The sequence below is a fragment of the Streptomyces sp. ISL-10 genome, assembly GCF_018614575.1.
Taxonomy (GTDB): domain Bacteria; phylum Actinomycetota; class Actinomycetes; order Streptomycetales; family Streptomycetaceae; genus Streptomyces.
On sequence record NZ_JAGGOJ010000032.1, the window covers coordinates 127,307 to 141,518 of the forward strand.

General features: G+C 68.4%; 9 protein-coding genes and 2 pseudogenes. 4 read left to right on the plus strand and 7 right to left on the minus strand.

Annotation, left to right across the window (positions count from 1 at the left end; translation table 11 throughout):
• Positions 1 to 101 precede the first annotated feature (101 nt).
• The gene (locus tag J7E88_RS29835; RefSeq protein WP_374196339.1) at positions 102 to 527 is read right to left on the minus strand and encodes a hypothetical protein; all 426 of its coding nucleotides are present in this window, start codon (positions 525 to 527) and stop codon (positions 102 to 104) included.
• A gap of 377 nt (positions 528 to 904) precedes the next feature.
• Positions 905 to 1,105, minus strand: a pseudogene (locus J7E88_RS29840) (IS5/IS1182 family transposase); the annotation flags it as partial.
• A 304-nt stretch (positions 1,106 to 1,409) separates the two neighbouring features.
• Between J7E88_RS29840 and J7E88_RS29845 the strand changes: the two are divergent.
• Both J7E88_RS29845 and J7E88_RS29850 read left to right on the plus strand, forming a co-directional pair.
• Entirely contained in the window at positions 1,410 to 7,544 is a 6,135-nt protein-coding gene (locus tag J7E88_RS29845; RefSeq protein WP_374196340.1) for a DNRLRE domain-containing protein, read from the plus strand.
• A gap of 1 nt (position 7,545) precedes the next feature.
• Positions 7,546 to 7,725: a hypothetical protein gene (locus tag J7E88_RS29850; protein WP_215186548.1), complete on the plus strand. Its 180-nt coding sequence runs from the start codon at positions 7,546 to 7,548 to the stop codon at positions 7,723 to 7,725.
• A 92-nt stretch (positions 7,726 to 7,817) separates the two neighbouring features.
• On the opposite strand, the pseudogene J7E88_RS29855 reads toward J7E88_RS29850, so the two are convergent.
• From J7E88_RS29855 to J7E88_RS29875, 5 genes and pseudogenes are all read right to left on the minus strand, one after another.
• A pseudogene (locus J7E88_RS29855) lies at positions 7,818 to 8,429 on the minus strand (transposase); the annotation flags it as partial.
• 369 nt (positions 8,430 to 8,798) lie between these two features.
• Entirely contained in the window at positions 8,799 to 9,554 is a 756-nt protein-coding gene (locus J7E88_RS29860) for a class I SAM-dependent methyltransferase (RefSeq protein WP_215186596.1), read from the minus strand.
• Between the two features lie 205 nt (positions 9,555 to 9,759).
• On the minus strand, positions 9,760 to 11,175 hold the full coding sequence (locus J7E88_RS29865; protein WP_215186550.1) for a hypothetical protein: 1,416 nt from the start codon (positions 11,173 to 11,175) through the stop codon (positions 9,760 to 9,762).
• A gap of 347 nt (positions 11,176 to 11,522) precedes the next feature.
• Positions 11,523 to 11,840, minus strand: a complete 318-nt coding sequence (locus J7E88_RS29870) for a helix-turn-helix transcriptional regulator (RefSeq protein WP_215186552.1) — start codon at positions 11,838 to 11,840, stop codon at positions 11,523 to 11,525.
• A 10-nt stretch (positions 11,841 to 11,850) separates the two neighbouring features.
• Positions 11,851 to 12,930: a tyrosine-type recombinase/integrase gene (locus J7E88_RS29875; protein WP_215186554.1), complete on the minus strand. Its 1,080-nt coding sequence runs from the start codon at positions 12,928 to 12,930 to the stop codon at positions 11,851 to 11,853.
• A gap of 754 nt (positions 12,931 to 13,684) precedes the next feature.
• Here J7E88_RS29875 and J7E88_RS29880 point away from each other — a divergent pair.
• Together J7E88_RS29880 and J7E88_RS29885 are read left to right on the plus strand one after the other, a co-directional pair.
• Positions 13,685 to 13,870: a hypothetical protein gene (locus J7E88_RS29880; RefSeq protein WP_215186556.1), complete on the plus strand. Its 186-nt coding sequence runs from the start codon at positions 13,685 to 13,687 to the stop codon at positions 13,868 to 13,870.
• Complete coding sequence (locus tag J7E88_RS29885; protein ID WP_215186558.1) at positions 13,867 to 14,100, plus strand: hypothetical protein; 234 nt, start codon at positions 13,867 to 13,869, stop codon at positions 14,098 to 14,100. Before J7E88_RS29880 ends, J7E88_RS29885 begins: the two co-directional genes overlap by 4 nt.
• The last annotated feature ends 112 nt before the right edge of the window (positions 14,101 to 14,212 follow it).

The following is a 14,212-nucleotide window of genomic DNA, read 5'->3' on the forward strand; positions in this document are numbered from 1 at the left end:
ACGGCCGCCGGGTGACACGGGGTCCGCGACGGGGGAATGCCAGGCGCCCGGGCGGGGGCCGTCACTCTCCCCGCCCGGGCGTCTGGAGCGTACGGGCCGTCTCAGGGCCTGGGCAGCGGCAGGCCGGACATCTGCGGGTGCCGCAGGTGCTGCCCGCCGTCGTAGACGTGCAGGGTGAAGGTCTCCGGCCCCGGGGCGCTGGCCACGTCGTACGCGTCCAGGACCCGCTCGATGCGCTCCCACAACTTCACCGGGCCGCCCTCGCACACCCGCCAACTGCCGTCCGTCGGGGTGAGGGTGGCGGCGGAGCCGGTGACGACGTCGACCAGGTGCACGGTCTCGCCGACGGTGACCATCTGCGCGTCGGGTACCGCGCTCTGGGCCAGGAAGCGCAGGTGGAACGCTTCGTCGGTCGCGGCGGTGATCCGCTGGGGGCTGTGCCGGGCCGTGCGCGGCTTCACCGGCAGGCCCGCGGGCCAGTGGTCGGGGTTCCCGAACACCGGCGCCGCGTGGGTGCGGGCCGACATGAACGAGACCGTGCCGCCCAGCAGCTGCCCCTCGGCGGTGCCGTTGCCGTCGACCGTGAGCAGGACGCGCGCGTACCCGTAGAGCGGCCTGAGCGGCGTGCTCAGTGGCCTGCTGGGTGGCTTGGGCGGCAGTCTCGGCGGCCTGCTCGGCGGCCCGGGCGGCGACTTCGGCGGCGCGGCGGGCGGCCTGGGCCTGGCGTAAGGCGCCGTATAGGGCGAGGCCGCCGGCAAAGACCCCGGCGCCGGCGCCCCAGGAGCGCGCCCATCAGTTCGGGTTGCATGGGGCTGATGATGCAGGGCGCCCCGGCGGGGAAGGGGCGCTTCTGGCCGGGTGGTACAGAACCGCGACACCCGGTGACCGCTCGCACAACTGGCCAGCGGATCACCCGGCGGATCGCGGAGATCAGCTGGGTGACCGTGTCCTGGGTGGCCACCGCGTCGTCGAGCACCGTGGAGTCCAGCGCACGCCGCCGCTTCCCGCTCAGGATGCCGGTGGCGGCCACGACCTCCTTGACCCGGGTGAAGATCCGACCCGGGTCCGCCGAGCGTTGCAGGCGGCGCCGGAAGTGACCGGAAGTTCCCCGCGTAGGAGGGCGCGGCACCGCATGGCGCCGCACTCCCCATCACCCGTTGAGCAGGCGGTAGCGGCGTTGGGCCTTGACGTACCACGCACGAGCCGGAATTCGGCATTGGGCATCGGCCAGGATCCGGCAGGCCTCTCGAGGCAGCTTGCGTGACCGCACACACGGCCGCCGGCGTCGAGTGCGAGACGGTCAACGCGGTCTGATCAGAACGTTTTCGCACCAGTGTCGTTACCCCTGCTTATGATCAGCACTCGCAGCTGCGTCAAGCGGCTGTTTCAAAGGGAGGGACCACAACAGAATGAGTGATCGAAGAACGCCGCAGAGCCATGCGGCAGGCAGGTGGCTGAGAGCTAGCACTCTGCCCCGTATAGCCCTTGCGGTAGCCGGTCTGATGGCAGCCGAGGCGGCTCTTGTCGTCGGTACGACGGGCCAGTCTGTGGCCTTGCCTTCTCAGCAGCCGTCATTGCCCGCTGCTGAGGAGACCCGCTATCCGACGGAGGCTGCGGATCTGGCGTCTGCTCAGGTCGCGGCCCGGTTGTCGGGGAAGCGCGTCGAGGCGCTGTCGGAGCGTACGGAGTCGTCGACGACGTGGGCGAATCCGGATGGTTCGGTGACGCTGGACGCGGCCTCGGGTCCGATTCGGTTCCGTGACGAGGCCACCGGTAGGTGGCGGGACATCAACGTCGATCTGACGAAGACGGCCCAGGGGGTGGTGGCGCGGTCGCATCCGCTGGGTCTGAAGCTGGCGGGGAAGACCCCGACGGCGCAGGCGGCCAAGGTGCGCGCGTCGGGTGCGGCGGGTGAGGTGAAGACCTCGGCGGTGCCGCTGGTGACGCTGAAGGCCGGTGACGACAGGGCGATGACGCTGTCGTGGCGGGGCGTTCTGCCGGAGCCGTCGGTGTCGGGCACCACGGCACGCTACGCCGACGCGCTGACGGCAACCGACCTGATCATCGAGTCGACCCGTACCGGGTTCGAGCAGTACCTGGAACTGAAGAATCGTTCCGCTGTCGAGGCGAACGGTTCGGTCACGCTGACGCTGGAGGCCAAGGGCGTCAAGGCCCGGGCCAACGCGGACCGTTCGGTGACGTTCCTGGACGCGAAGTCGGGCAAGCAGGTCGGCGTACTGCCCGCGCCCATCATGTGGGACGCGACCGTGGACCCCCGGTCCGGCGAGCACACGCGCCGCGCCGATGTCGGACTGAAGATGACGCAGCGCGGCAGCTCCGTCGACCTGACGCTCACGCCGGACGCGAAGTTCCTGGCCGACCCGGCGACGAAGTACCCGGTCACCGTCGACCCCGCGGTCAACATCGGGTCGAGTTTCGACACCTTCGTCCAGCAGGGCTATGCGACCGATGTGTCGGCGCAGACCGAGCTGAAGCTGGGTAACAACGGCTCGGGCCAGATCGCGCGTTCGTTCCTGGCCTTCCCGATGGCCAAGATCGCGGGCAAGCAGATTCTGGGCGCGAAGCTCAACCTGTGGAACCACCACTCCTGGTCCTGCACGGCCAAGAGCTGGGAGGTCTGGGACACTGGCTCCGCCTCGACCGCCACCCGCTGGACCGCGCAGCCGGGCTGGAACAGGAAGTGGGCGACGTCGACCGCCACGAAGGGCTTCTCGTCCTCGTGCGCGGACGGCTGGGTCAACCAGGACATCACCACCCTGGCAGCCGCCTGGGCAGGCAACGGCAACGGCACCAACACCCTGGGCATCCGGGCGACGGACGAGGCGGACCCGTACGGCTGGAAGCGTTTCAACTCCGGCAACGCGGCCTCTAACACCCCGTACATGTCGGTCACGTACAACACCAAGCCGGGTGCGGCGACTCCCGTAGCCCCGCTCTCCGGGGCGGCGACGAACGACACCACGCCGACGATCACCGGTAAGGCGACGGACGCGGACGGCAACACCGTCCAGCTGACGTACGAGATCTGGACGTCCACCGGTACGGCAGCTCTCCAGACCGGAAAGTCCGCGTACGTCGCCTCGGGCGCGAACGCGCCGTGGACGCCGACGACCGCGCTGCCCCAGGGCTCGTACAAGTGGCGGGCCGCGGTCTACGACGGCTCGACGTGGAACGGGACCTGGTCCGCGTGGCAGACCTTCACCGTCGACACCACCGCCCCCGCCAAACCCGCCGTTTCCTCCGCCGACTTTCCGGCGAACACCTGGTCCGGCACCCCGGACGCGAACGGCAACTTCTCCGGTTCATTCACCTTCACCCCGCCCACCAGCGACGTGAAGACCGTGGAGTACAAGCTGGACACCGGCGCCTGGACACCGGCCGCCACGACGGGCGCGGCAGTCAGCAAGACGCTGTCGTTCCCGGCGGGCAAGCACACCGTGACCGCCCGCACCAAGGACGCGGCCGGGAACATCTCCGCCGAGACCTCGCACGTCTTCTACGCGGGCTCGGGTGCGGCGCTGCTGACCCCGGGGCAGGGCGAGCGCCCGGCCCGCCGTGTCGGCCTGTCGGCTGAAGGCCAGTCCTCCTACACCGGAGTGATCTACCAGTACCGCCGTGGTGAGACGGACACGTGGAAGGACGTCCCGGTCGCCGACGTGCGACAGGGCTCGGACACGGTCTCGGGCTGGCCCGTGCCGGTCACTGGCGGCAAGCCCGCCGGTCTGACCTGGAACATCACGGACACTCTGGCCGAGGACGGTCCGATCGAGGTCCGTGCCGCGTTCACGGACGGCACCACCTCGGCGTACTCCCCGGTGAACGAGATCACCGTGGACCGCAACGCGGGTACGGCTCCCTCGGAGGAGGCGGGTCCGGGTTCGGTGAACATGCTTACCGGTGACTTCTCACTGTCGGAGAGTGACGCGTCGCTGTTCGGTCTGTCGGTGTCGCGTACGGCGTCGTCGCGGCGCCCGGATGCGGGGGCGAAGCAGGACGGCCAGGCGCCGATCTTCGGTCCGCAGTGGACCTCTGGCACGACCGCGGAGATCACCGAGTCGGACTGGGCATATCTGAAGAAGACCTCGGCCACCTCGGTCGCGCTGGTCGATGTCAATGGTGAGGAGCTCGGTTTCACAGCCACCACGGGTGGTGGCTGGAAGCCGGAGCCAGGCGCCGAGAACATGACGCTGACCGGCTCGCTGACGGGGTCGTTCGCGCTGAAGGACACCGAGGGCACGCTCACCGTCTTCTCCAAGCCCGATGCGGCGGCCACTGCCTGGCAGGTGGCGTCCAGCACCAGGGAGGGCCTGGCGCAGTCCACGACCACGGTGATCTCCGAGACCGTGACCGTGGACGGCAAGAAGCTCGCCCGCCCGAAGCTGGTCATCGCGCCGACCTCGGCCGTCTCCGCTGCCACGTGCACGGCGACGCCGTCCACGAAGGGCTGCCGGGCGCTGGAGTTCCTCTACGCCACGACCACCACGGCGACTGCCACTGCCTTCGGTGACGTGGCCGGCCAGGTGAGGGAGATCCGGGCCTGGTCGACCGAGCCGGGTGCGGTCGCAGCGACGTCGAAGTCGGTGCAGAAGTACGTGTACGACGGATCCGGTCGCCTGCGGGAGACGTACAACCCACGGCTCAGCTCCGCGCTGACGACCTTCTACGGCTATGACGCGGCGGGCCGGGTCACCGACCTGACCCCGCCCGGCGAGCTGCCCTGGTGGTTCACCTACGGCAAGGCGGGCAACGCCGCCACCGCCGGTGACGGCATGCTCCTGAAGGCCAACCGCTCCGGTCTGCAGCAGGGCACCAAGGACGTCGAGTCCGGCACCGCGTCCATGAGCCTCGTCTACGACGTGCCGCTCACCGGCGGCAACGCCCCATACAAGCTCGGTGCCTCGGACGTCGCGGCGTGGGGTCAGACCGACGTCCCGACGGACGCCACCGCTGTCTTCCCCCCAGACGTAGTTCCTGCCTCGCACGATGGTGCCAGCCTGTCTGCTGCGGACTACCGTCGTGCGTGGATCACCTACACCAACGCATCCGGGCGCCAAGTGAACATGGCCACGCCGGGTGGGAACATCACGACCGTCGAGTACGACCACCACGGCAACACCGTGCGTGAACTGACGGCCGGCAACCGGGCCCTGGCGCTCGGCGGCACGGACGCCTACAAGGCGACCCTGACCGAGCTGGGCATCATCGGCCTGTCCACTCAGGACCGCGCTGACCTGCTCGCCACGAAGACCCTGTTCGACTCCAAGGGCATTCGCCAGACGGACAGGTTCGGCCCGCTGCGTCGCATCACGCTGACCACCACGGGTGAATCTGCCGTGGCCCGCTCCTGGATGGTCAACGAGTACGACGCGGGCCGTCCCACGGACGGCACCGCGAAGGTGGAACACCAGGTCACCAAGGTGACCGTTGGCGCACAGGTCCTCGGTACCACCACGCTCACCGACGGGCGGGCGGTGCAGACGGTCTACGACTGGGGCAAGGGCCTGCCGGTCAAGACGGTCAAGGACCCGGCCGGTCTCGCGATCACCGAGACCACCGAATACGACGACCAGGGCCGCGTCACCAAGCAGCTGCTGCCCGGAGCCACCGGCACCGACGCCGCGACCCGGGTCACCACGTACTGGTCCGCGACCGGAACCGGCACCTGCCAGGGCCGCCCGGAATGGGCCGACCAGGTGTGCACTACCGGACCCGCCGGCGCGATCACCGGCGGCGGCACCAACCCGGGTCAGCTGGGGGCCACCACCACTGAGTACGACTGGTGGGGCAACCCGGCCAAGGTCACCGAGACCGCGAACGGTGTCACCCGAACCGTCACGACCACCTACGACACTGCGGGCCGTCCGGTCACGTACGTCATGGCGGGCGGGCTCGGGCAGGCCGTTCCGGAGTCCACGACCGAGTACGACCCGGCCACCGGCCAGGCCGTGAAGACGGTCTCGCCGACCGGCGGGGCGATCACGAAGGAGTTCGACAAGCTCGGCCGGCTCGTCTCGTACACCGACGCCGACGGCGGCGTGACCCGGACCGAGTACGACCTGCTGAACCGGCCGGTCAAGACCACCGACACCGCCCCGTCCACCGTCACCTACGCCTACGACACCACCGTCGAACCGCGTGGCATGGTCACGAAGAGCGCCGACTCGGTCGCAGGCTCGTTCGAGGCCCGCTACACCGCCGACGGCTCCGTCGCTACCGAGAAGCTCCCCGGCGGCTACACCCTCAAGGTCGAGGAAGACACCACGGGCGCGACCACGTCCCGGGTCTACACCCGGGACAGCGACGGCCAGGTCGTCTACTCCGACACCGTCGAGGAGTCCGTCCACGGCCAGGTCACCGCACATGCCGGCTGGTCCTCGCAGAACTACACCTACGACGCCACCGGCCGTCTGACCGATGTCGCCGACACCGTCGGTGACGTCTGCACGCGCCGTACCTACGGCTTCGACAAGCGCACCAACCGCACCTCCCTGACCACCGCGGAAGGCGCCGCAGGCGCCGACTGCCCCACCACCGGAGGAACAACCACCACCCACACCTACGACAGCGCCGACCGCCTCATCGCCACCGGCTACGTCTACGACGCCTTCGGCCGCACCACCAACCTGCCCGGCAGCCAGATCGGCTACTACGCCAACGACCTGGTACACCAGCAGACCGCGAACGGCCAACGCCAGACCTGGCAGCTCGACGCCAACCAGCGCCTGCGCTCCTGGACCGTCGAGGAGAACACCGACGGCACCTGGAACCAGAGCGCGTCCAAGGTCAACCACTACGGCAGTGACAGCGACAACCCCCGCTGGATCACCGAGGACACCACCAAGGGCACCGTCAGCCGCAACGTCGACTCTGTCGGCGGCGTCGCAGCCATCACCGGCACCGGCGGCGGCACAATTCTCCAGCTGACCAACATCCACGGCGACGTCGCCCTCCAGCTCCCGCTGAACCCGGCCGACGCCCCCCTGGTGCTGGACAACGACGAGTACGGCAACCGCCGCACCGGCCAGCCCGCCGTCCGCTACAACTGGCTCGGCGGCAAGCAGCGCTCCAGCGAGACTCTTAGCGGTTTGACCCTGATGGGTGTACGTCTCTACGACCCCACCAGCGGACGGTTCCTGTCCAAGGACCTGATGTACGGAGGCAACGCCAACGCCTACGATTACTGCTTCGGCGAGCCGATCAACTGCACCGACCTGAGCGGAATGTGGTCGTACAGTACGTGGAGCAGGTGGTGGTCTCCCTACAGGCACATCTGGGTGTACCTGAATAAGAGTGAGACCCGATGGGCGGCCGCCGGTGCTGGGGCAACCGGGCAACTTCTTGGCGTTATCGAGAAGTGGATACCGGGCTGGGGCAAGCTCCTCGTCGGATACATGCGTCTGTACGTCTGGTACATCACATCGGTTGCGAGCTACGCCGCCCTGCGCGGAAAATGCCTTGGCCTCCATGCCTGGATGGCCGCCAGCTGGTATGGAGCTCCGTCCGCCTGGTCAAGGAGATGCTGACATGACGAACCCGTCAATTGCACAAAAGATCGTCTGTGTAGGGGAACTTGTATTCGCAGGAATTCTCGGCACTCTGGCGGTCGCATTCATGATGAAGGGTGACTGGTTCGCACTGGTTCCTGCCATTGCGTCCCTGTCATGCCTCACCGATGGTGTGCGCAGAAAGGGCAGTTGGAGCTGACTCGCGGAGGGGCCTCACGCACGTGTGGGGCCCCTTTCCCCATGTCGGGGGTCCTCTTCGACGTTGCCGGCAAGGTGGGTCGGTCGTGCCCGGCGAGGTGCGGGGGCGACGCCGGCGAAGGCCGCCAGAGCATCTGGCGAGTCGAATTCCTCCAGGCCGCCGCCGACAGCGGCGAGGAACTCCGCGCCGAGCACGGTGCCGATGCCTGGGACGCTCAGGAGGATGTCGGCGAGTTCGTGCTCGCGAAACCGGCCCTCGGTGAGCTTGTCGACGTCGACCCGGCGGCCGGTCAGCAACTTGAGCTCGATGGCGGTTTCGTCGCCGGGGCGGATGGGGCGCAGGTCGCGGCGCATCCTGGCCTGGTCGGCGATGACGTAGGCGTCGCGGGCGTCGGTCTTGCCCTCGCCGCGGTAGGCATCCGACGCCCGGTTTCACCAGCCAGCCAGGGATATAGAGAATCTCCTGGCCGTGATTGAGCAGCAGGGCCAGCAGCAGCGCGGGTTCTCCGCCGGTCATGTCGATGGCCCAGGTGACCTTCTCACCGTCGGATAGGTCCAGGACGTCGCCGATCAGCTTCAGCAGCTCCGGCTCGTCGTTGGCCACCCGGCGAGCAGGGTCTTGCCGTCCGCGTTCAAGGCCAGGCCGTGATGGTGGCCTTTGCTCGCGACGGCACGGAGCTGGGCGCACGAAACCCCGACAGACAGCCAATAAGTTACTCGCTGGTCACTCTGCCCCTGGTGACAGCCTCCTTAAAGGCAGCCCAAGTACGGCGTCACCTGGAGCACGGTCAACAAGGCCCTGACCTCGGCTTGGCCGCAGCCACGCACGACAACCGCTTCGGCGCGGCCGTCGAAGCTGGATCCGTTCACGCCGCTGATCGACGAGATCCTGCTCATTGATCTGGATGCGACCGGGAAACAGCGCCACACCGTCACCCCGGATCTACCGCCGTCTGATCGACGAGCACTCCTCGTCCGAGGCGTTGCGTTGACCACTTGAACCCGCACCGATGAGAGGGCGCAAGCGTCCTGCGAGCAACCGCGCGGTCCGGCCAGGGACTGAGAGTCCGGTGTTTATACCTTGCTCGCGACCACCATGTAGTTCTCGGCCTCAAGATCGAACGTGCTCAGTTCTGTCTGGAGTCCGACCCGGTGCAGCTCGACTTCGAGTTCCTCGTACCGGTAGGGCCAGCAGGACAGCAGTTCCGAGCGGACAAGAACCAACCCGGTCGCATCAACTTGTGCGATCGCAATCTCGATGTGGTGCTCCTCCTCCCAGTGCGGCGCAATCTCCCAGCGGTAGACCACGACGGCATCGCGACCGTTCCGGCGGACGAGTCGGTCACTGATCTCCAGCCGGGAACCTCTGGCCCTCACGAGTTCCCAAGTGCGGGATGTGAGTACCAAGCGGCCGCCGGGGCGCAGAAGCCGTGACATCGACTCCAGAGCAGCACCCCTGCCTGTCGCGCCCGTGGCATGGTGAAGCGAGTTGCCAACGCAGAACACCATGTCGAACGTGTTGTCCTGGAAATGGTCGGGCAGCTCTTCCCAGTTCGCCCGTACGGCCCGGACGGGTGCCCCGAACTCCTCAGACAACTCTGCGGTCCGACGAACCATCGCCTCGCTGGCGTCAGTTGCGACAACCTGCATGCCACGACCGGCGAGGCCAACCGCCAACTGTCCGGTTCCGCACGAACAGTCGAGGACGTGAGCGTTCGACGGCAGGAGATTGAGGACGTCGTCGAACGACGCAGCGAACTCGGCTGGAGGCAACTTTGCATCCGAGATGAGCCATTCGTACACCTCGGCAAGCACGTCATAACCTGTCACAACCACTACCTCCGTCACGCGGCAGACTCACGGTAGGACGTCAAGTCCATCAGCGGAGCAAGCCGGGCACCAATGGTTTTCGCAAGGATGGCTCTGACGGCCGCCCCATGCCTGACGTGTCGATCTACGACCAGCTGTTTCCCAGCCGGCGAGCCGCCGTGGCCGCCGCTGGGCGCACGCCGGCCCCGAGACCTACCCGGGCCCCTTAAGGCCCAGCAAGATCATTCTTGCCGGGATGCGGTGCTGGTCCCGCGTTGCGGAGGCTGTACTCGATGAGGCCGGGCTGGTCGACGGTGCCGGTGTAGCGCAGGGCCGCGCCGACGGACAGACCGAACAGGTCGCAGATGCGGCGGGGGTCGCCGCCGGTGGCCTCGGCCTCGTGGAGGAGGCGGTCCTCGCGGAGCCGGCGGGCGGATATGCCGAGCACGTCGTTGATCCAGACGTTGCTGACCGGCTCGACGCCGCAGCCAGTGGTCTGAGAGACGAACAGGTGAGGGTTGGCAGTGCGGGGCCAGCGGTGGTTTCGGTAGTCCAGGTAGGTCGCCACGCGGGCGCGTACGGGCTCGGCGAGCAGGACAGTCCGGTCGGGCAGGAACAGGCGTCCGTCGCGCAGGTCAATGGTCTTCAGGCCGCGTAGTTGCCCGGAGGTGAGCGCGTGGAAGATGACCAGGGCGGCCAGGGCGGCTCGCGGCGCCTGCCGGTCGTGGAGGATTTCCCGGAGGGCGTCGACCTCGACGGGCAGGGGAATGGTGGAGGTCGGCATGCCGCAGAAGATCCGGGCGGTGGGGTCGGTGAAGATGATCCGCCGGGTCTTCAGCGGCCGCAGGATGTGCCGCAGGCCCTGGAGCATGTCCACGCGTGGGGTGCCGCTGTCGGGCAGGACGGCGAGGACGTCGGCACGGGTGACGGACCTGAGCGAGTTCTTGCCCTGATCCGCCCAGGTTCGCAGGGCGGGAAGTGCGTGTGTCACCATCCGCTGAATCCATCGGGGCGGACGCGCTTTGACACGCGGCGCGGTGGTACTGCCGGACAGCTTCAGTTCGAACCAGGTGGTGAGCTCGCCGAGCATCGGTTCGGGAAGGCCGACAGTGCGCTCGCGGAACCAGGTAACGACGCCGGGGGTGCGGTCGTCGTCCAGCATGCCGAGCTGTGCCAGCAGCTTCAGCAGAGGTCTGACCGGCAAGAGCAGGTCACTCAGCAACAGCACGTCGGACGCCCTGAACCGGGCGCCGGGCGTCTCCTGGATGCTCAGCAGCACACGTAGCCCGCGGTCCAGGCCCCAGGCGGTGTGATACCCCAGCCCGTGGCGTTGCGCGTAGTCATCGACGGCGGCCTTGAGCGCCGCTGTAACCTCGGGCGCATCGACCTCGGGAAAACCCCGCTCCTGGCCGCGCCGCAGGTCCCGGCCAGGTGGAGGGAACATGCCGAGCTGCTGGTGCTCCGCCGGTCTCAGCGGCGGCGGAGGCTGCGGAGCCGGCTCGGTCCGACGCCGTGCCCCCTTCGGGTTCAGCAGTTCCAGGCGCCGTCCCATGTTCGCGAAGTACAGCTGCTGCCCGTGCCGGTTCGCCCCTTCCAGATCCAGGGCCTGGCGGCGGGGCCGCAGCATCTGGGCCTGCTTCATGCACAGCCGGCACGCGCCGGTCTCGGCCAGATGCAGGACGCGCCCGCAGATCCGGCAGGGGCCGGTGCTCGGGTAGAGCCGACGCCACGCACGGCATCCCACGCACATCCGGCCGTAGCGCCGCAGCATCCCCCAGGCGAAGCAGTCCGGGCAGGACGCCGGACGCTCGGCTGACGAACCGCGGTAGCAGCCCCGGCACTTGAAAGCCGTCCAGTAATCCTCGGTCGACCCGCACTGACGGCACGGCGGCGGGTCGCACGGCTGCGGCCGGCAACGATGGCAGTACTTCGCACCTTGGCTGGACACGGGCCGCTGGCGGCACCGTGGGCAGGTCTTCGGCGGCGTCATCAGAGCGGCGGAAGGGTCCGGCCGCGGCCCAGCCGCGGCACCACCGACGCGGACCCGGTGGCCGCCTGCGGCTCGGCCTGTGGCCTCCTGGCCGCCGCCACCTCCGGCTCGTGCACGAGCAGGTCCGCCGTGGTGCACTGAAGCACCAGGCAGATGATGTCCAGGTCATCGAGCCGGACCGTCGTCGGCGTCCCCGTCCACAGCGCCGACATCTTGCCCGTGCTGATCTCCAGCCCGGCCTCCGCCAGGCGCCGGCGCATCTCGGTGGACTTCCAGATCCCCCGCTCGGCGGCCTTCATCCGCAAGTTCCAGCGCATATCCTCTTCCTCAGCCCAGGCCCAGCCGGGTCGAGACCCGCTGGTTCGCCGTCGCCCACGTCTGCTCGATGTGGTTCTCGTGTACGTGGATGTACCGGGTCGTAGTGGACAGCCATTCGTGGCCCAGAAGCTCTTGGACCGCCTTCAGGTCAACGCCTTGCAGGTAGAGCGAGGACGCGCAGAAATGCCGTAGGACGTGCGGTGTCAGGCGTCCGGCCCACGCGGGCAGAAAGTCCGTCACCGCTCCCTTCAGGCCCGACCGCAGCGCGTCGTCACCAGCCCGCAGGCAGAACCCGGTCAGAGGGTCGCGGCGCTCGCTGGGGAACATCGGGGCGTCGGGGTTGGCGTAGTCGTCGCCGAACTGGTGCCGCACGTCGCCGAGCCACCAGTCCATCAGGGCGTCTGTCGAGTTGATGGCCGGCACAAGGCGGCCCTTCGGCCCGCGCCCGCGACTGCCCTTGCCGTGCCGGACGTGCAGCTTGCCGAAGTCGCCCAGGTCCGGCCGCCAGTCCCGGATGTCCAGCTTGAGCGTCTCGGTCATGCGCGTCCCGACCCGTCGCCACAGCGAGGCGACCATGTAGTCCCGGGCCGCGGGCAGGAACTTCCTCGCGCTCCCCAACGACTCCCGCCACCCGTTGAACAGCTGGTCCACCTCAACCTCGGAGGGCGGGATGCGCTGGGTCCCGTACTCGCTCTTGGCCGGGCGGTTGAACTCGTCGATCGGCTGCACCAACACGTGACCGGTCAGCGCGTGGATGTCTCCCTGGTAGCGAGCGATCAGGAAGTCGAAGAACTGCGCGAGCGTCCACGCCTTGCTCTGGACCGTGCTGTGCGCGAGCCGTTTGACCTTGCGCTGGTCCGCGAGAAAACGATCGGCGTCCTCCGGACCGCTCGTCCATACCGGCTGACCGAGGAACCGCACGTACTCGAAGATCGCCCGCCGGTCGTCGGCGATCGAACTGTCCGCCATCCCGGCGCCGACCCCGGCGAGCAGGAACTGGTCGACCAGCTCCTGCTCGAAGTCCTCGTACTCCTGTGCTGTCGCCAGTCGCCGCGGCGTACCGATCGACCGGACGACCGCGAGCGTCATCGACGCCTCAGCTCACTGCGAACGACCATGCGTCATAGATAGCGGCAGAACGTCAGGAATCTCGACGGAACGTCGAAGTCTCCAGGCTATCGAGTGAACCCCCGCTCACCAGTGCCGCAGGTCAGAAGATGATGGGCCGAGCAGAACGAACTCGCGGGAGTCCCGACAGCGGCCATGATCTGTGGGCCCACCATCATGGTGACGGCGAGCGGGAGAATCCTGAGGTCCACCGTTCCCCTTCCGGCACCGAATCCGACGACGGACGCCGCCGCCTCTCTCCCATTGGTTCGTACCGGCGTCGGTACGGCATCCATTGGTGCGCTGTCCGGGTCGCTGCCGTCCGAACGCACCCGCTCCCACCGAACTGGGTCCCCGGCAGGGGGCCCGGCCGCGCCGCCCGCGCAACGCGCACGCCTCTCAGCTGCTGCGCGCCTGCCAGCCACACCCTGGCCTGCACTTCGGCGTTGTCGTCTTCACCGGCGCCATGGACTCCGCGACGGACGCGGTCCAGGGACTCACCGAGGACCAGGCCCTGATGCTGCTGGACCTCTACCTGCTGCGTATCACCGCCCGCGTATCGGGCGCGCGGCGCCATTGACACCAGGTCACCCAGGGGCCCCGGAGGAATTCCGGGCCCGCCGCCTCTGGAGAATCGAGAAAGGGAGAACCATGAAATTCACGATCGTCGGCAACCGGTACGACTGCTGGGATCTCGCCTCGACCTTCGCAGTCGTCACCGAGGGAGAAACTCTCGATGAGGCCAAGCAGAAAGCGGCTGAGGCCGTTCTGGGGCACTTCCCGTTACCGCGCCGAAGGCGAGGCGGGTGAGAGCCCCGAAACCTCCTGGGGCGGCGACAACGGCACCTACGTCGTCACGGCGTTCGAGGCGGACCTGAGCACCCAGACCATCGAGCTCGCGACGTTCGTGCTGATCGCATGACCGCCGCAGCCACCCAGACGTTCACCGTCATCGGCCTGAGCCTGGACGTCGACTGCGCCGAGCTGCTCATCGCCGCGGTCCTGCCCGGCCCCGTCGCCGACCAGATCGAGTTGCTCGCCACGAGCGAAGACGACTCCACCCGCTGGGCCGGGGAAATTCGACGCCCCGACCCCGATACGGCCGCCGCCCTCGCGTACGCGCACTGCCGCAGGTGGGGCGACGAGGACTGATCCAACCCGGTACGTGAGAGCGCCTAGCGCCCGGCCCACTGGCGACCAAGCTGCACCTGGCCATCGAACAGGGCCGGAAGCCCATGTCCATCGTGATCACGGCCGGGCAGGC

Excerpts from the sequence above, each read along its gene's own strand:
- J7E88_RS29835 (WP_374196339.1), bottom strand. The coding sequence starts at position 527 with ATGTCGGCCCGCACCCACGCGGCGCCGGTGTTCGGGAACCCCGACCAC.
- J7E88_RS29845 (WP_374196340.1), top strand. The coding sequence starts at position 1,410 with ATGAGTGATCGAAGAACGCCGCAGAGCCATGCGGCAGGCAGGTGGCTG.
- J7E88_RS29850 (WP_215186548.1), top strand. The coding sequence starts at position 7,546 with ATGACGAACCCGTCAATTGCACAAAAGATCGTCTGTGTAGGGGAACTT.
- J7E88_RS29865 (WP_215186550.1), bottom strand. The coding sequence starts at position 11,175 with ATGAAGCAGGCCCAGATGCTGCGGCCCCGCCGCCAGGCCCTGGATCTG.
- J7E88_RS29870 (WP_215186552.1), bottom strand. The coding sequence starts at position 11,840 with ATGCGCTGGAACTTGCGGATGAAGGCCGCCGAGCGGGGGATCTGGAAG.
- J7E88_RS29875 (WP_215186554.1), bottom strand. The coding sequence starts at position 12,930 with ATGACGCTCGCGGTCGTCCGGTCGATCGGTACGCCGCGGCGACTGGCG.
- J7E88_RS29880 (WP_215186556.1), top strand. The coding sequence starts at position 13,685 with ATGAGGCCAAGCAGAAAGCGGCTGAGGCCGTTCTGGGGCACTTCCCGT.
- J7E88_RS29885 (WP_215186558.1), top strand. The coding sequence starts at position 13,867 with ATGACCGCCGCAGCCACCCAGACGTTCACCGTCATCGGCCTGAGCCTG.